This is a genomic window from Bradyrhizobium sp. USDA 4501 (assembly GCF_054062115.1).
This window is the reverse complement of record NZ_JBSSEX010000001.1, coordinates 3,210,940-3,228,804: the sequence shown is the minus strand read 5'-3', so window position 1 is coordinate 3,228,804 and position 17,865 is coordinate 3,210,940. Positions and strand designations below refer to the sequence as shown.

The following is a 17,865-nucleotide window of genomic DNA, read 5'->3' as shown; positions in this document are numbered from 1 at the left end:
CCTGCAATCGCGCAGGCCCCCCTTGCGCCCCGCGCACGTGGATTCCGCCGCCGCCATGGTAGGGAAACACCATGGCGCGGCTCCCCAGATCGCGCGTGGGAGTAGAAATGTCCGATCTCGGCCTCGCCGAAATTCCTGTCGACGAACAAGAGCGGCCGCTGCCGCCGCCGGTGACCAAGCCGGCGCGCAATGCGCTGCTCGACGGGCCGATCCTGCGCACGCTGCTATGGCTGGCGTGGCCGAACGTGATCGCGCTCTCCGCCGGCACCTGCGTCGTGATCGCGGAGACTTCGTATATCGGCCGGCTCGGCGTCGAGTCGCTCGCGGCGATGGCGCTGGTGTTTCCCTGCGTGATCCTGACCATGACGATGTCCGGCGGCGCGATGGGCGGCGGCGTCGCATCCGCGATCGCGCGTGCGCTCGGTGCCGGCGAGATCGAGCGCGCCTCGACGCTCGCGATGCATGCGCTGCTGATCGGCCTGACCTTTGGATTGACGTTCATGCTGGGCATGCTGATCTTCGGCCCGCGCCTGCTCGAATTGCTCGGCGGCCGCGGCAATGTGCTGGCGCAGGCGATTGCCTATTCGCAGGTGTTCTTCGGCGGCGCGATCCTGCCCTGGCTGATGAACACCATGGCCGGCATCCTGCGCGGCACCGGCAACATGAAGCTGCCGTCGACGATGATCCTGTCCTCGGCGGTGTGGCAGATCATTCTCGGCGGCACCCTCGGGCTCGGTCTCGGTCCGGTGCCGCAATTCGGCATGCGCGGCGTCGCCGCGGGGTCGCTGATCGCCTATTCGATCAGCATCAGCGTGATGGGCTGGTATCTGTTCTCGGGCCGTGCCCGCGTGAAGCCGAAACTCAAGGGGCTGCGCGTGCAATGGGCGATGTTCATCGACATCCTCAAGGTCGGCGCGGTGTCCTGCTTCTCGCCGTTGCAGTCGGTTCTGACGATCTCGATCTTCACCCACATGCTGGCGCAGTTCGGCACCGCGGTGCTCGCCGGCTACGGCATCGGCGCGCGGCTCGAATTCATGCTGACCTCGGTCGCCTTCGCGGTCGGCATCGCCTCGGTGCCGATGATCGGCATGGCGGTCGGCGCCGAGCGCGTCGCGCGGGCCCGGCGCATCGCCTGGACCGCGGGCACGGTGTCGTTCCTTGCGGTCGGCGTGGTCGGCAGCTTCATCGCCGTCTTCCCCGACCTCTGGGTCAATCTGTTCACCAATGATCCGCACGTGCGGGCGACCAGCCATCAATATCTCTCGACCGCCGCGCCGATGTACGCGTTCATCGGCCTTGCGATGTCGATGTATTTCTCCTCGCAGGGGGCCGCGAAGGTGCTGGGTCCGGTGCTGGCGCAGACAGCGCGGCTGATCTTCATCGGCACCGGCGGCTGGTGGCTGTCGACGCATGAGGCGAGCGCGCAGAACTTCTTCGCACTCGCCGCCGCCTCGATGGGCGTGCTCGGCGTGCTGTCCTGCCTCAGCGTGATCCTGACGCGCTGGGGCAAGTCGGCACCGGTCGCAGAAGTGCAGCCGGCGCTGTCGTAGATATTAAATCCGTCATCCTGAGGAGCCGCGAAGCGGCGTCTCGAAGGATCGACGGCCCAGGTGTTTCGGCGTGCGCTCGTAGAAACAGCGGGACTGTCGCCCTTCGAGACGGTCGCTTCGCGACCTCCTCAGGGTGATGGTCATAGTTCGAAATGCGCGGCCAGTCGCATGACCTAGCGGATCACGCCGCGCTCTTCTCCCTCGCCGATTTGGCCATCGCGGCTTGCATCGCCGCCGCGCCGAGATCCATCTGCGCGTCCATGTATGGCGCGACCTCGTGCGGCAGCACGTCGGCGATCCACACCACGCGGCAGCGCGTGTCGCCCTCGGCGAACACCTGCACCGAGGCGGAATGCTGCTTCAACCGCTCGCTGCTGATCGCATAGACCAGCCGCTTTCGCTGGTCGTCGCAATCGACCAGCGTCTCGCGCGCCACGGTGCCGTTGGAGAAGCTGACGGTGCGGACGTCGCCGTCCAGTTGCGTGTCAGTCACGAAGCCCGGCACTAGCCGCGTATGCAGTGCGCCGAAATCGCGCAACGCGTCCCAGACATGATCTGCCGGCGCGTCGATCGGGATATCCTTGTGAATGGAAGCCATTGTTCAATCCTCGTTGGTTTCAGATGTGTCGTCATTGCGAGGAGCGAAGCGACGAAGCAATCCACACCGCAGCAGGCGGAAAGATGGATTGCTTCGCTCCGCTCGCAATGACAGCGGAGCTGTGGTGTGCTAGGTCGACACCGCCTCGACATTGTTGCCGTCGGGGTCGAGCAGGAATGCCGCGTAATAGGTCGGGCTGTAATCCTTGCGGTGGCCCGCCGCGCCGTTGTCCTTGCCGCCGGCTTTCAGGCCTTCGGTATGGAATGTCTTGATCGCGTCGTGGCTCGGGGCACGGAACGCAACGTGCGCGCCGCCTTGGGCCTTGCCCTTGTGCAGATGCAGCCAGAGCGCGGGCTCGCCCTTCGGGCCGAAGCCGGCGCCGCTGTCGTCGCGCGAGCAGAGCACGAAGCCGAGTGGCGCCAGCACCGCGGTGTAGAAGCGCACGCTGGCGTCGAGGTCGGCAACGCGCAATCCGATATGGTCGTACATGAGGAAATCTCCAGTCGCTAAGCGCATCGAAAGACGCGCGGACTGGAGTAGCCTAGCTATTGCAGCGCGAGACGTTCTTGGAAAATCTTGCGATCGCCGCGCGAGGCCCGGCGGAACTTCAGCGGCGAGGCACCCGCAGCGCGGTGGAAGCTGCGCACGAAATTGGAGAGGTCGCCGAAGCCGACGTCATAGGCAATGTCGGTGACCGGGCTGTCGTCATCCGCGAGCCGCCGCGCCGCATGGCGCAGCCGCGAGCGCACGAGATATTGATGCGGGGTCACGCCGAGCACGGCGGAAAACAGCCGCAGGAAATGGAAGGTGCTCAAGCCGGCCTGCTCCGCGGTATCGTCGAGGTCGATCTGATGGTGTGAATTGGCGTCGATCCACAGCGCGGCCTCGACGGCGCGGCGGCGATCGCGCAAGCCTGCGGTGAGAGGCTTTGCCTTGCGGTCGGACACCAGCTCGACAAGGCGGCTGGTGAGGAGGTGGCCGATCTCGTCGAGACCGACGTCGCTGTTGCCAGCTGCCGCCGTTTGCGCGAGCTCGCCGATCACCATCAGTTCCGGCAGCGGCGGCACCGACCCGACCTGCCAGACCGCCGCGCGGTCGCCGATGGTCTCGACCAGCACCGGGTCGAGGAAGAACGACAGGCATTCGTCGCCGACCACGTGGTCGTGCGTGCAGGTGTATTCGTCGCCGGGATGGCCGACCAGGATCGAGCCTGCCACCAGCTCATGGAAGCGGCCGCGGCAATGGCAGCCGAAGCTGCCGCTGCGCACATAGGACACCGAGTGGGAGGCGAACTGCTCGGCGAACGGCTTGTCGCCGGGTTCCGCCGTGCAGCGGAACTCGTTCACCGTGATGCGATCGCGCTGCAGCAGCGTGGTTCGGACCATACCCCGGATTTAAGCTTGCGGCCGGAGTCGTGCAACGGGCAGCAGCACATCAAAAAGGGTCTTGCTGGTGGTCGGCTGGGCGCCCTCGATCGAGAGCAGCCGCCGTTTCGAGATGCTGCCGCCGTTCGGCGAGATCCGGTCGGCATAATTGCCCGCCTCGAGCACGCGGTGGCAGGGCACCATGACCATGAAGGGATTGCGGCCGAGTGCCTGTGCCACCGAATAGACCGCGCCGGACGCGCGCAAGGCGCTCGCCACCTCGTCATAGGTCCGGGTTTCGCCGCGGGGAATGGTGCGGACAAACTGGTAGACGCGCGCGTTGAAGGCCGGGATGCCGCTCATGTCGAGCGCAACGCCGGCAAGGTCCCCAATGCCGCCGCGCAAGGTCGCGGCGATGCCCTCGATCGCGACAGCGACCTCCTCGGGAGGCCGCATCTCGCGCGCGTCAGGATAAAGCTTGAATAGCCGCTTGCGGGTCTCGATCTCGCGCAGCTCGGGAAGCTGCACGCCAGCCACGCCGAGCTCGCCCCACGCGATGCCGCATCGGCCGATCGCCGTGTCGAAAATGGTATACCCACGCCCCGTCATGACGCCACCAGCCCCCATGCGCGCGATCCTAACATTGTCGCCGGCGCGCGCATCCGGAATCTTGACGTTTAGCTAACCATGTCGCGGCCCGTTCTGTGTGACCCCGCCAATTACCAGTCACGCATCTTAAAGGCTTTGCCCGCTATCTGGTCGTCAGCATGCTGCTCCACGGTACGATCGGCGGAACGATGACCAGCACCGGCGCGGATATCGCGCGCGGCGGCAAAGCTGTGGCCGGGACATCGGCCGGGCGTCTTCATCCGCTGTTCGCATTGTTGTTGCTGGCATTGGTCCTGCGCCTTGCGGCCGCGCTCTGGCCCAACGTGATGTATCCGGACGAGATCTTTCAGTATCTCGAGCCGGCGTGGCGGATGCTCGGCCATGACGGCATTTTGACGTGGGAGTGGCGCGAAGGCATTCGCGGCTGGTTCCTGCCGACATTGCTGGCCGGGCCGGTCGCGGTGGGCGGCTTGATTGCGCCGGGGGGCGAGGGCGCTTTCCTGGTGCCGCGCCTGGTCGCCGCATCTGCGTCACTGTCGATCGTGGTCAGCGCCTGGTTCTTTGGTACACGGATTTCGCGAACCCATGCCATCGTCGCGGCGTTCGCTGCGGCAGTCTGGTTCGAGTTGATCCTGCTCGCGCCGCACACATTGGGCGAGCCGTTGGCGACGGCGCTGGTCGTGCCGGCGGCGCTGCTGGTGACCGGCCGTCCGTCGCAGCGGCATTTGGCGATCGGCGGCGCGTTGCTCGCTTTCGCCTTTGTCTGCCGCTTTCAGTACGCGCCGGCCATCGCCGTGCTTGCGCTCGGCGCCTGCTGGATGCGTTGGCGAAACCTGATTCCGCTGATCGCAGGCGGTCTCGCCGCGCTGATGCTTACCGCCGCGATAGACCTTGCGCATGGCGCCATGCCGTTCGCCTGGCTGATCGGCAACATCAAGGAAAACCTGCTGCACGATCGCGCGACCGAGTTCGGCGTGACGCCCCCTTCGGCCTATCTCGCCAACTTCCTGATCGTGTGGTCGGCGGCGATCGTGTTGCCGCTCGCCGCGATCTGGCGCGGCGCGCGGCATGCGCCGCTGCTGCTGGCCGTGGCGTTGGTCAACCTCGTCTTCCACAGCTTGATCGCGCACAAGGAATACCGCTTCATCTTCCTGTCGGTGGCACTGTTCATCATCGTCGCGGCGCTGGGATCGGCCGATTGGGTGCAATGGTTGCGCGCAAAACCCGGGTGGCGCCGCTGGGCATTGCCGATCGTCACCGGCGGCTGGGCCTTGCTCTCGGTGACGCTCGCCGGCGCCAGCGAAGGGATGCGCGACTACTGGACGCGCGGTGTCGGCGCGGCGCGGCTCGCCGCCGAACTGCGCAGCGATCCGCAGCTGTGCGGCCTCGCACTTTACAATGTCCGTTTCCAGCTGTTGCCAGGGCGGGAACGTTTGGTCGGCCCAGTACCGCTCTATGCGCTGGAGCCCGCCGATCCGCTCGCCGAGTTGATCCTGCCGCCGCTGTTGCAGGCGACCAGGCCGGCCTTCAATCGCATCCTCGCGCGGCCCGCGGCCGCCGGTGATCTGCCGGCGGATTATTCAAGGCAAAGCTGTGCCCGCGTCGGCATCGCCGATGCCTGCATCTATGCACGAAGCGGCACCTGCGACGCATCCGCCGCCGCGGCTTTTGTCATCAATGACGTGCTCGTGAGGATGGGCCACTAGCGGGGGCGGTGCGGCGATCGGCTCCAATGCGCGCTTGATCCGCTGCCTCCGCCCGGGCTATGGTCCGGCCGGGTCGCACCCGTGAGGTGCGACCTCAAGCATTGAGATCGCGGGCGTAGTTCAATGGTAGAACGGCAGCTTCCCAATCTTTTGTGACGCCTCTCCGCCGTAACACATAGTGTCCGGAAACCCCTTATTTTATAGTGGTTTCTGCGACTCGCTCCCCATATACTTCGGCATGGTTATCCGCCTCAATCCACGTGAAAGGCGTGCCAAATCGTGCCAATTCTTGGACTCACAGATCTCTCCGTTCAGTCACTCAAGCCCGGTCTGTACATGGACCGGAAGACGCCGGCTTTCGGCTTGCGCGTAGGCAAGCGTCGAAAGACTTGGATCGTCCTCAAAGAACCCAATCGCACCAAAATCCGGCTCGGTCACTACCCTGATCTGAAGCTCTCGGAAGCGCGCCGTCGCGCCTTTGTCGCGCTCGGCACTCCCGTCGGGGAGAAGGAAATCAGCATCGAGTTCGAACAAGCGAAGCTCATCTTCATCGAGGAGAACTACAAAGGCAAAGGCGAGCGCACCAAATCCGAGACCCTTCGCCTCCTTAACCGCTTAGATCTTCGATGTACGCTCGCTGACCTTGACGATGCGACGATTGAGCGTGAACTCGGTAAGCTCGCCGACGTACCAAGCGAGCAGCTTCATGCCTTCCGCGCGCTCCGAACGATGCTCCGGTGGTGCACGAAACCTCCGCACCGCTACATCAAGCGCAGCCCGCTGGAAGGTTACCCTTCGCCTGGGAAGGACAAGAAGCGTAGTCGAATTCTCTGCGATGCTGAGCTGAAGAAAATCTGGCACGCGTGCGAGGGGTTCTTCGGCGACATGATCCGCCTCATTATCCTGTGGGGCTGCCGTAACGGCGAGATCGGCAGATTACATCGCGCTTGGAAAGAAAAGAGTGTGCTCACCATCCCGGGTGAGTTCACTAAGAATGGGCGCGCCCACGCAATTCCGATCCTTCCGATGGCGCGTGCTATCCTCGATCGGCAAGAAAAGATCGGTGACAATTGGCGAGACAAGAATACTGACTACTACTTCCCCGGTCACATCAAGGGTACGCACTTCAACGACGGCTCTTGGGGGAAGCTGAAAAAGGAGCTCGATAAGCAATCGGGCGTGACCGGATGGCAAGTACGAGATTTGCGCCGCACGTTCCGCTCGACCCTCGCGCGCCTAGGGATCTCGCGTGAGATCGCCGAGATCATGCTCAACCATGTGACCGGTGGAGGCAAAACCGATCTTGATGAAATTTACGACCGGTACGATTACCTGCCTGAGAAGCGAGCTGCGCTCCAGAAACTCGAGGCTCACCTCAAAAAACTAGTCAGGTAGTTACCAGTTTCCAGCTGATCCAGGTAGGTGGTGACCCTCAACAAGGCTCGCAACCTATTGCCGATATCCCTTCAAGCTGTCAGGCGCCGTTATTCGGCGGCCGACTTGATCGGAGGCTTAGTCAAGCGAGGCACAAATGCGAAAGGAGCGTCCATGCATAAGCTAGTCCAGGCAAGCGCTTCCACTCTCGAGACATGCTCCCCGATGAGTTGGGCCAGTTCCCCACTGTGGGCGTTTGTCAGAAGATGACCTCCCGCAGAAATGGAGCGTAGTGAAGCGTTTGCCATCGCCTTACTCAATATCTCGGAGCTTCTTTGTAGCGATGGAACTGTACGCCAGCTATTGATAATGAGTGATGGAAGCAAGATGTTCGCGAAAGTCGATAGGGGCGGATCGAAATCACAGTGGATATCCAAGATATGGGTCGGCGTGGCTTCAACGATATACTCCCGCATCCGAGAGTGAAGAGCGTCAAACTGTCCGTGGCCAGCGAGATAGTCGACCACTTGTCGCGCCGCTTCCTTGTCGCCATTCTCGAATGACCTGACATAATGCTCGCGCAATACCGTGAACTGCTCGTAGAGTGCGAGCTCACCACCAGCTTGGCGCAAAGTGCTGAACGCGACGGGCTCGATCAAAGTGAGGCTCATGAGCGGGGCGAGCCCGCACAGTGCCACATCTAGGCAGGCCAGAGCTCCAAGGGAATGTCCTACAAGATGTACGGGGCAGCCGGCACGACGGATCACTGCTTCGACAACTTCGGCCTGCCGGTCTATCGATGTGTCCCCCAACGTGCGGGACTCGCGCGTGCCGCCATAGCCAGGAAGGCTCGTCGTCACGGTCCGAAAGCGACCGCCCAGCGCCGCCACGACACCGCGCCAAGCCGCCACGCTGGCCCATGAGCCGGGCACCAAGACGATTGTCGGGCCCGTACCTTCTTCGCAGTAGTCTATCCTACCGTGCCTGTCTTCGAGCATCTGCTTCTCCAGCCATCTTTAAGAAGTATGCGTGGTCCCTGGTTTCGGATCGCGCGGAAACCTGCAGCCTTTCGCTGTGGGCGGAACGGAGACGCCGCTGCGGCGATGCGCCCTTAACGGCAAAACCGGCGCGGTTTTCCAAAGAGCCTTAAGATCCCGTTCGTAGTCACAGCGACGAGGATTCGATCTGTATCGGGAAGATCGCGTCAGTCGCTAGGAGCTACTGGACGCGGGTCTCACGGTGTGAACCTGCGCGAAGCACGTTTTTACTGCTTTGCAGAGCGCTTACATTTTCCTTACTGGCGTATAACTTTGCGCCTTCAGCGTGTGCTAGGCTGATCTATCCGGGTGAATCCGCGAAAGGACCGCTAGGTTGCGCTACCTATTCGACAACTGCTCACTCGACACCGACAAGCGGGAGCTGCACCGGGGCACCGATGCCGTCCCCTTGACGCCGCAAGCATTTGATCTGCTTGTTCACCTGATACGCAACCGGGATCGCGTAGTCAGCAAAGACGACCTAATTTCTGCGATATGGGGCGGCCGCATCATTACGGATGCTGCGCTGGCGACCCGCGTCAACTCAGCGCGCGCGGCGATCGGCGATACGGGCGACGAACAGCGCCTGATCAAAACGCTGCAGAGAAAAGGCTTCCGTTTTGTGGCATCGGTACAGGAAGTCAGTACACCTGATGCTGCTGCCGCTGCTAGTAGGGGCCTTCATCCATCAGCGCCCGTTGTTGAAGTGTCCGACAGACCCTCTATTGCTGTGCTGCCGTTTCAAAATATGTCGACAGACTCAGAGCAAGAGTACTTCACCGACGGCTTAGTTGACGACATCATCACCGCGCTGTCGCGATTCAAGGCATTCTCTGTCATCGACCGTTGCTCCTCGTTCACCTACAAGGGGAAGACAGGAGATATCAAGCGCATCGGATCGGAGCTTGGAGTTCGCTATGTGCTAGAAGGCAGCGTCCGAAAATCAAGTAAGCGAGTACGGATAAACGCCCAGCTGATTGATGTCGCGACGGGCGCGCACCTTTGGGCTGAGCGATTCGATGGCGATATCGGAGACATTTTCAATCTGCAGGATAGGATCACGGAGGAGGTGGTGGGCGCCATTGCGCCAGAAGTCGACCGTGCCGAGATTGAACGAGCGATAGGAACACGGATCGGAAAAATAGACGCCGTAACGGCATATTATCGAGGCGCACAGCATATCCATTTCCCCACCACATCAGGAAATAACGACGCTGCTGCGAGGTATTTTGACCAAGCGATCGCGCTTGATCCCGGCTTTGCGCCCGCATACGGCGGCGCTGCAACCTGTATCGCATGGCGACGCGCTAACAAGTGGCCAGGGGACATCGCCGAAGATAATGCCCGGGTACTACAGCTTGCAGACCGTCTAAAGGATCTCGGAACCGATGATGCTTTCGCACTAAGCGTGGTGGGATTTCTCTTATTCTGGTTCGCGCTCGATTTCGACGCAGGCATCGAATTGATAGAGCGCGCCATCCGATCAAACCCAAACTACGCACGAGCGCTTCACGCTCGAGGTCTTATTCGAAGCTGGCAGGGCGAATCTGATCCGGCCATCGCTCAACTCGAACAAGCGCTGCGTCTTAGTCCGCACGATCCCTTCAAATTTAACGCCATGCTCGGGCTTGCTTTAGCGCATCATAATGCCGGCAGACATCGGGAAGCTGGTGAGTGGATAGACAAGGCTGTCCGAGCGCTTCCTCCGGCGCATTTTGTGGGAAGGGTTCAAGCCATCCTGTGCTACGTGGGCGCAGGACAATTGGAAGCCGCCCGCAAGCTAATGGCGCAGGTCCTCCATCAGTTTCCCGAATTGCGTTGGTCGACCGTCGCCGCTCCGCATTTTTCGCCGAAGCTTAGAGCCGAACTGCTGGAGGCAATGATCAAAGCGGGCCTCCCTGAATAGGATTAGTTGAATTTTGATGTGAGCCAGTGGAATCCGCCAAACTCCAGGGATTCTGCGCGCTGAACTCGCTCTCGGCCCCTCAGCGTTCGCGTTGGCGAGCGACGCTCTGGCTGGTCAATGCTTGACGAGAAGTATCTGAAACCCAATGCGGGAGCTAGCTCAGCGGATCTGACAAAATGCGACAAGTGCAGCTACGAGAGCGCACTGCGCGGCAAAAGGAAAAAGTGGACGCAATCGCATGTTTCCGCGGTCTAGCCGCCGCTTAAATTGGGGCAAGCGGCTAAGCCTCAGTTCAAACTCACTTCAGCTTATGGATGCAGATCGCCTGGCTTAGAAGTCTCAGAGCATGCTGATCGGCCGAAAGCTGATTTGTAGAGCTCCGCCGGCTTCGGCGAGATGGGATTAATCGCTGCAGCTTGAACGATAACCACGCCAATCGGCACCGTTCATTAAGCGCTGTCCACTGACGAGATATACGACAGGTATCGTTACCTACCTGGGGAGCGCATATTGCAAAATCTCGAGGCGTACCCCCAAAAGGTCGATGAAATGATGATCAATTTAAGGTAGCATGAGTTGGTCGGCTGACCTAACAGCCGTCGCGACGGCTCCAACCCCATGGAGCTAAGCGATGACTGGTAAATCAGTGGTCACATTCAAACGTCTGCGTTCAGATTTTGGAATACCTTATAGCCGTACTCACCTTGACCGTTTGGAAAAGGCGAAAGCGTTTCCGCAGAGTTTCAAACTCTCGAACCATCGCAATTCCCCCCGCGTCTGGTGGGCGATTGAGGTAATCGATTTTCTGGAGAGGCGTGCGAAGGCCAGGTCCGACGCTCCGAAGTAAGGAGCGAGGACGGCGCGTAGTGACGCGTCCAAAACGTCATTACCGGCCGTCCTTCTTCGGGAGACTGCCATGAGGTTGTTTCGCTTATTGTTTTCCGGTGCTGGCCTCATCGTTGGTTTCATTGGATTTATGAACGTAACCTTTGCGTGGATGAACGGTACTCGTGCTGATCTTACGTCTTGGGCAACCGTCATCATCGGCGCGATCACGTGGTTTTCAGGCCGTGCTAATGATGCGTGCCGACGAAAAGAAGGGATCTGAAAAAACGAGTGTTTCAAATCAAAGAAGTAGTCCCCGCTTAGGTGCATTGGGGAGGTCGCAATGTTGTATTTGTTCCGCTTATTGATTGCACTTGTCGGAGCCGTCGTTGGGTTAATCGGATTTGCGTGTGTCACTTTCGCCTGGATGCGCGGGGTACGTGCAGATTTCATGTCGTGGATGATGCTTGTTGTTGGCGCAATCGCATGGTTCCAAGGGAAGATCATGACACACGAGGAGGACAAGAAAGATTTTGCTGAGGGGGTAATCCGAGAGTTTAAAAAGCTTAAGCGTGAGCAGTGATGGCCGCTCCATCTCCGGACAAATGCCTTTCGTGTGGCACGCGCGTTCGTCCCAAGTGTCCAATCCGCTGGCTCGATGCTCCCGATGGTTCTTTCCACGATCTTCCGTATTGGTTTTGCTCTGAAGAATGCTACAAAAAAATCATATCCCCACTCATCAAAGAGCAGCGCTACGGCTTCGATAAACTTCCCTACGACGATCCCGAGTGGGAAGCGATAGTCCAACACCGTTCGGCCGAATATGAAAATAAGACCCAGGGATGGGTAGGTCTCGGCATCATCGCAAGACACTTCAATCCCATTACGAAAATGACATCGGATGAATACGTTAAGCAATTCACTGATGCATTCTATTATCAATTCCGCGATCAAGCCGCGACACAACTTAACGAAGCTGAGGATCGACTCTACTCGCGTCTGCTCGCAGAATACGAATATCAACTTGAGCAAGACCAACTCAAACGAGCAAAGGACGACGAAAAAGAGCGTATTGCTCGCGAAAAGGAAGAGGACAAGGAGCGTATCGCGCGGGAAAAAGAGGAAGCACGATTAGAGCAGGAGCGATTGGCCGCGCAAGCCGAGGAGGAAAAACTACGAGAGCGCGATATTCCCGTTAAGATTCGCCTCGAACATACAATGGTCCTTGCACCTTCAGGTGCCGGAAAAACAACTCTCCTCCAGAATCTTGTGCTCAGCGACTATCATATTGAAACCAAGCCGACCGTGCAGCCAGCCTACATCGTCATTGATCCTAAAGGCTCGATGATAAAGCGTCTGCGGTATCTGCGAATATTCGAAGACCCCCGTTCCATTGCAGTCATTGATCCCAAAACAAAGCCCGCTCTCAATCTCTTTACAACCCAGGGTCGCGACCCCTCGCAACTGATTTCCGATTTCAGCTACATTTTTTCTACAACCAAGCAAAAGCTTACGGGCAAGCAAGCAGCGTGCTTTGCATTCTGCGCTCGCCTTCTTTTCAACGTCCCGAACGCTAATCTGGAGACGCTGCTCGACCTCATGGATGACAGGCGCAGCAATCCAATTTTCCAGAAAGCCGTTGCTGCACTTCCGCCCATACCCAAGCGCTTCTTTGACAACGACTACTATGAGAAGAACTTTGCTTCCACGAGAGAGGAACTAAAATCCCGGATCTACGGGATAGCACAGAACGACTGGCTCGCTGCGATGTTCAATGCAAGGAGCCGAAAGCTGGATATAGCTCAATGCATCCGTGAGAAGAGGTTATTGCTCGTGAATACGCGCATGACCGAGCTCTCTGAGGATCATCAGGTTATCGGTCGCTACATCATATCTCTGGTACAGGACGCTATTCAGAACCGAAAGGAGCGTCACCCGGTATACCTGGTAATCGACGAAGCACAGGAGTTTATGGACGCCGAGAAAACACCAAGGTTGCTACGGCTCATGCGCGAGTACGGCGGTGGCGTCATTCTCGCCTTCCAGAATATGTTTTGTGCTGAGTTGGATGAAGCCATACGCGCCGCCATCTCGACGAACACCAGTATAAAATACGCGGCCTCTCCTGAAGCTGCCGACCTCAACTACATGGCAAGGGATTTACGATGCTCGCCTGAATTCTTAAAGGGAATACAGAAGACGGACACCCACGCGCGCTTCGCTTGCTACGTCCGAGGCATGAACCTCCAACACCCATTTATCGCTACAGAGGAACTAGGCTGGATCGATAAATGGCCGAGGCTAACCGAAGGCGAGCGTAAAGCTCGCCGGTGCATCAACCGCACGCAGTTTCAGGATGAGCAACCAAAATCCCAAACACAGGAAGCCTCCGTAAAACTAGAAGCACCACGCGCTAACGAGAAGCAAGAACTAAAACAGCTCCGGCTGATGAGCGGCGAAGATCTAGAAAGGCTCAGGGCTGAACAGTCCTCCACTAACGACGACAACAAGCCATCTCCTTGGGAGAGTAATTAACTAAATTTAATGAGGGGATCGGACGCGCACATAGCGCTCCACTGTGGGGTGCTGTCCTCCCCCGATGACCATATGTGCCGACTTATTCTCCAAGTACGGCGGATCTATATTCCGCGCTATGAAAGCCATCAAGCCAGACCTACCCGGTGATCTCGAGATCTTAAAAGCGATTGGGCGGTACGGCCTGCTTTTGCCGGACGACCTCTGCGCGATCACACAGCGTTCGTACTCTTCGGTCATCTTCCGCACGAAGAAGCTCAAGGACCACGGCTTCATCCGGTGGAGCGATACACAAAACAAGAACCGCGCAGCGTGGCTCAGCTTCCCGAAAGCATTCCAGCTTACGAGCAGGGGCGTCGGCAAGCTCATGGAAATGGGCTGCGAGTACCGGGTACCCGAATCTTCCAAGCAATTCCTCCATCAAGTGACTGAAGCGCACGTGGCTGCTTCTTTTGAGATTGGAGCGCGCGAACGTCTCATTACCCGCTCACAGATCCTGGCCAACCCGAAGACGCCCGAAACGGCAAGAGACTTCTTCCCTGTCGTGTTTCAGTTCAAGGGAAAGGACTATAACTACAAACTCAAGCCTGACATCGGCCCGGTTGCGATCAAGTATAAGAACGGTACATATCGCTTTCTTGTCGTCGAAGTCGATCTTGCTTCCGAGCCTCTGATATCGGCGAACCGCGACCGGCAAGCGATCGAAACCAAGATCGCCGGCTACATCAATGTCCTGGAACAGCGGACCTTTCACGCCCGGTTCGGCCTGCCGAATCTCACGGTCCTGTTCACTTCCACCAACCAAGTCCGAGTCAACAACATCCTCGATCTTTGCGGAGCGATGGCGGACAAGTTTGCGAACCGATTTGGCGCTCAGGTGGTGCCGACAATCACCTCTGGCGCCAAGCCACCCATGGCTGGATATGCCGTCAACCAGCCGTGGCTTCAACCCGGCGGCAAAATGCTGAACATAGGAGAAGCATAGTGGACAGACTGAAACGCATAACGGAGTTGGTTGCACAGAAGACGGCAATCGACGCCGAACTCAAGACGCTCAAGGAGCAAATCGCTCAAGAGTGCGCGGCTCTCAAGAAAGCGAGGAGGCCGCGTCAGAAGAGGGAGCCGCAGAATGTCTGAGTTTCTCTGGTGTCCAGAGTGCCGGCAAGCGTTCGTCGATGAGGAGCGCATGTTCTTCGCTCAACGGTGCACGGACTGCGGCGGTCTGTTAGAAACAGAAGAAACAGGCCGATGCGAGGTCGACTACAAAGAGCTTGATATTGGCTATAGGGAGGAAGAAGAACAGCACGAAGACGTCGAAGCCGACGAGGAAGTCGAAGACCAAGAAGACGCAGACGACACGGAGACTGAAGGTGAAGCTGAGTAATGTGACGAGCCGCGCGAATGCGGCTATTCTACTTCTTTTGCATAGTATCTGATTTGCGACGCATCAGACAACATGTGACCGTTGTGGTATTGCAAGGAACGTCGCTCTGGTATTCGCGACCTCTCCTCGCGTAAGCTCGAGGTCAAAGACGAGATCCGCGAACTGCTGTGTATAGACTTGTTTGGGGGATTGCTAAAAAATGGATTAACCAATGTGGTTATCGGCCTCTCCGAAAAGATTGCCTTTCACTCGCCGAGCGGCCTCGATCCCTGAGTCGAGGGCTGCTCTTTCTGAGAGGCGCAACGCCGAATCCTCGGCATTTCTGTCGGGGCTGGGCCCAGAGGACTACCTCCAGCTTGTCGAAGAGCTTCCACGACCAAAAATTCCAGCTCCTAGCCGCCGGCTTCTTCGGCCCTGTATTCTTCGGAAAATCGGCATTGTCGATGAGATCAAAGCGTAGTGAGGAGACGCCGAGGCGAGGAGGCATCGATCACTAGGTCGTTTGGTGGGGCGGTAACATGTTATTATACCTCGACTTTTGATCAGCGCGGGCGGCGAAACTGGGATAACCTGTCGCAGGGCTGCATTCAGGTGGTGTTCAGGTCAAACTCGTACTATATTGGCGTGATCCTAGAGTTCGGAGAATTTCGATGAAACGATATGGGACCAAGTTCGCAGTGCTTATTGGTCTGTTTGTAGTCGTTGCGATATTGGTATCGTCGCTGGCTCAGGCTGGTGTGACTCCTCCATAACCTGAGTGAGTTACTCGTTCTCCGTTACCATCCTCTTCAGCTTTCTGTCCGTCGCCTTTAGCTTTTCTTCTACCTCAACAGCGTCGCTCGCTTTGATCCGTTCTAGGAACGAAGCTCCGTTGCGGTCGCGCTCCTTGCGCGAAACCCCGCGGATCAGATTTAGCCCGAATTCGACGGCATTGATGGCCCCGGTGAGGCGCTCACGCCTGACACTCGCGCTCTCTGATTGTCTATGCGTATCCGAATATTGGTAGGCATTGTTTCCGAACGCATCGAGTATCTGCGCGTAGTACGTACGGGCTCGAGGATGGACCAGTATCCGCTCAGATTCCGGGTCGCGGCGAATGCAAGACAGATCCATGCCGGCCAAGCTCGCGGCGATCGTTGCCGCTTGTTCAGAAAAGCGCTCGCGGTAGTCCGGGTGTTCCAGAATTGCGCCGAGGTAAGTCAACTCCGCTGTGACGTAGGTCTCAAACATCAGACTCCAGCGATCGATGTGTAAATCCTTCGAATAGCAGGATTCCGGATTTCTGGTTCTGGCATCCAGCTTAATCTGATCCTGCCAACTATTCGTCGGACGGGCACCTGTCGCGGCCGAGCTTTCTCGAAAAAAATCGACCTGGGCGAGACGAGCTTTCAAATCCGCCCTTATAAGGTCCAGATTAGCGATGTGTTCGTCGCGCACGGCGATGGGCGCCAACGTTCCCTCCTTCCTTAGCCACACCTCCAGAAAGTTGACGAGAATGGACCTCGCGCGCAGGTCGAACCAGTCTGCCGCTGTTTCCCAGACCGGAAATGGCCGTCCGGGGCGCTGGCTGCGCATGTGGATCCAGTCGTCAAGCACCGCACTGGCTGCCAGATTCTGACCGACTTGTGAGAGAATACTGGCATACGCCAGCGCAAAGTAGGGCCGTGCCTGCCATCCGCGATTCTCGACGAATTGTGTTAGGTAAGGCTGAAGACCTTGCTCGATTTTCTCGAACGCTGGAACCGACTCGTTGTGCCGTACCGCGATTTCATGCCTCCCGAGACAAGCGATTAGCACGGACCCATCTTCTTGGGGCCTCCTTTTCGTTTCCGATCGGTTGCGCCCGAGATCGTCGAGGGATTGCTCCGAGACTTCGATGAAAGCTTCGGGACAGAATTGCACCAAGAGATCATCGCATTTGTCGGCAAGCAGGTAGCTCGGAACAGAATCGACCGCATCCTGGGCAATGGAGAATAACTGCCTGACGAACTCCGTCGCAAGTGGGGCAACCGGCTGCCCTAGCTCAAGCGTTGGCAATCGCCTGAAAACATCGGCAAGACTGGCCATATGCCGGTTGATGGAATCGCCATCGTTCGTCACGGAATACCAGCCAACCAAGCACGTCGTGGCGGGTTTGATCGACTTCTCGGCAAAAGATTTCGCCGATTTCATGGCGTCCAGGATTTTCCTGGTGTCGTCCGTCTTTTGTTGAAGCGCGGCTTGCAGCCGGTCGTGTTCGCTCGAAGGAGCCAATTTCACTATGGCCTCGTCGCGCTGCAGCTCGGAGGCTCTGAAGAGTTCGAGGTAATCCGCGTCCCGTCCGATCATGATGCCCAATCGATCAAGATAATCGAGACCGATCGCGCCCGTGGATGATGCATACGTCGGCGTAGCGCCCGAAAGCGATAACGAGCCGCCGAGCGTCCGGCGGTCCGCCGTCTTCTCCGCGAAACTGAGTTCTGCGCCCGCAACCGATATTTTGTTGACCCTTCGTGCATATTCCTGGATTAGCTCGCCGGCTTGGTCTCCAACCGAACCGACAAGAAAGAGCAGGACCAATCCTGCGCCGGCAACGTACTGACCGGCACTGGGCCTATCCTCAGATGGTTTGGCGATGAGGCTATCGATCCAAATCGCAAGCAGAGGTCCGTAGAAGAATCCCAGTATGGTAGACAACCCGAGATTTTCGTTCCGAACGCCGAGGCCCCGATGGAGCCAGATCGCGAACGCGAGAGCCGCACCGATGAGCAGAACGAAGAAGAGACGACGCAACCACGTGGCCAACTCGGGCGTCACGAGCGCGCTAGAAGCGCCGAAAGTGATAAAGTAGCCGTCTCGGGAGATGTAAGCCTTGGCGGCCAATTGATAGATCACGAAGCTAAGCGCAGTCGAAATAAGAAAGTAAACCATAGCTTTGATCCAAATCTTGCTTGCGCAGAAGCGGCGTCAAAATGAACGCGATGCCGTATCTCGGCTT

15 protein-coding genes are annotated in these 17,865 nt (G+C 58.5%); 9 read left to right on the top strand and 6 right to left on the bottom strand.

Annotated elements, in window-relative coordinates; all coding sequences use genetic code 11:
* Positions 1–107: 107 nt before the first annotated feature.
* Positions 108–1,550 (top strand): MATE family efflux transporter, encoded by a 1,443-nt coding sequence (locus ACVWZM_RS14855; RefSeq protein WP_057016023.1) that lies wholly within the window; start codon positions 108–110, stop codon positions 1,548–1,550.
* 181 nt (positions 1,551–1,731) lie between these two features.
* Here ACVWZM_RS14855 and ACVWZM_RS14850 read toward each other — a convergent pair whose 3' ends face one another.
* The 4 genes from ACVWZM_RS14850 to ACVWZM_RS14835 all read right to left on the bottom strand — a co-directional run bounded on the left by ACVWZM_RS14850 (position 1,732) and on the right by ACVWZM_RS14835 (position 4,121).
* A complete protein-coding gene (locus ACVWZM_RS14850) occupies positions 1,732–2,148 on the bottom strand; it encodes an SRPBCC family protein (protein ID WP_076832454.1) in 417 nt (138 codons plus the stop codon).
* A gap of 129 nt (positions 2,149–2,277) precedes the next feature.
* On the bottom strand, positions 2,278–2,637 hold the full coding sequence (locus ACVWZM_RS14845) for a VOC family protein (protein WP_016843721.1): 360 nt from the start codon (positions 2,635–2,637) through the stop codon (positions 2,278–2,280).
* Positions 2,638–2,693: 56 nt separating this feature from the next.
* Positions 2,694–3,533: a helix-turn-helix transcriptional regulator gene (locus ACVWZM_RS14840; RefSeq protein WP_229189399.1), complete on the bottom strand. Its 840-nt coding sequence runs from the start codon at positions 3,531–3,533 to the stop codon at positions 2,694–2,696.
* A 9-nt stretch (positions 3,534–3,542) separates the two neighbouring features.
* On the bottom strand, positions 3,543–4,121 hold the full coding sequence (locus tag ACVWZM_RS14835) for a methylated-DNA--[protein]-cysteine S-methyltransferase (RefSeq protein ID WP_456853748.1): 579 nt from the start codon (positions 4,119–4,121) through the stop codon (positions 3,543–3,545).
* Positions 4,122–4,309: 188 nt separating this feature from the next.
* On the opposite strand from ACVWZM_RS14835, the gene ACVWZM_RS14830 reads away from it, so the two are divergent.
* Positions 4,310–5,827, top strand: a complete 1,518-nt coding sequence (locus tag ACVWZM_RS14830; RefSeq protein ID WP_456853746.1) for a 4-amino-4-deoxy-L-arabinose transferase — start codon at positions 4,310–4,312, stop codon at positions 5,825–5,827.
* A 279-nt stretch (positions 5,828–6,106) separates the two neighbouring features.
* Positions 6,107–7,222 (top strand): integrase arm-type DNA-binding domain-containing protein, encoded by a 1,116-nt coding sequence (locus ACVWZM_RS14825; RefSeq protein ID WP_456853744.1) that lies wholly within the window; start codon positions 6,107–6,109, stop codon positions 7,220–7,222.
* Between the two features lie 89 nt (positions 7,223–7,311).
* Here ACVWZM_RS14825 and ACVWZM_RS14820 read toward each other — a convergent pair whose 3' ends face one another.
* The gene (locus ACVWZM_RS14820; protein WP_456853742.1) at positions 7,312–8,199 is read right to left on the bottom strand and encodes an alpha/beta fold hydrolase; all 888 of its coding nucleotides are present in this window, start codon (positions 8,197–8,199) and stop codon (positions 7,312–7,314) included.
* 373 nt (positions 8,200–8,572) lie between these two features.
* On the opposite strand from ACVWZM_RS14820, the gene ACVWZM_RS14815 reads away from it, so the two are divergent.
* The 6 genes from ACVWZM_RS14815 (at position 8,573) to ACVWZM_RS14790 (ending at position 14,888) form a co-directional block, all read left to right on the top strand.
* The gene (locus tag ACVWZM_RS14815; RefSeq protein ID WP_456853740.1) at positions 8,573–10,144 is read left to right on the top strand and encodes a winged helix-turn-helix domain-containing tetratricopeptide repeat protein; all 1,572 of its coding nucleotides are present in this window, start codon (positions 8,573–8,575) and stop codon (positions 10,142–10,144) included.
* 916 nt (positions 10,145–11,060) lie between these two features.
* Positions 11,061–11,252: a hypothetical protein gene (locus tag ACVWZM_RS14810; protein ID WP_456853738.1), complete on the top strand. Its 192-nt coding sequence runs from the start codon at positions 11,061–11,063 to the stop codon at positions 11,250–11,252.
* Positions 11,253–11,312: 60 nt separating this feature from the next.
* Positions 11,313–11,552: a hypothetical protein gene (locus tag ACVWZM_RS14805; protein WP_456816908.1), complete on the top strand. Its 240-nt coding sequence runs from the start codon at positions 11,313–11,315 to the stop codon at positions 11,550–11,552.
* Entirely contained in the window at positions 11,552–13,504 is a 1,953-nt protein-coding gene (locus ACVWZM_RS14800; RefSeq protein ID WP_456853736.1) for a hypothetical protein, read from the top strand. The genes ACVWZM_RS14805 and ACVWZM_RS14800 overlap by 1 nt, the downstream gene beginning before the upstream one ends.
* A 118-nt stretch (positions 13,505–13,622) precedes the next feature.
* Positions 13,623–14,489, top strand: coding sequence for a hypothetical protein (locus ACVWZM_RS14795; protein WP_456853735.1), 867 nt, complete (start codon positions 13,623–13,625; stop codon positions 14,487–14,489).
* 144 nt (positions 14,490–14,633) lie between these two features.
* On the top strand, positions 14,634–14,888 hold the full coding sequence (locus ACVWZM_RS14790; protein ID WP_456853733.1) for a hypothetical protein: 255 nt from the start codon (positions 14,634–14,636) through the stop codon (positions 14,886–14,888).
* Between the two features lie 762 nt (positions 14,889–15,650).
* Here ACVWZM_RS14790 and ACVWZM_RS14785 read toward each other — a convergent pair.
* Positions 15,651–17,798: a hypothetical protein gene (locus tag ACVWZM_RS14785; RefSeq protein ID WP_456853731.1), complete on the bottom strand. Its 2,148-nt coding sequence runs from the start codon at positions 17,796–17,798 to the stop codon at positions 15,651–15,653.
* Positions 17,799–17,865 lie beyond the last annotated feature (67 nt).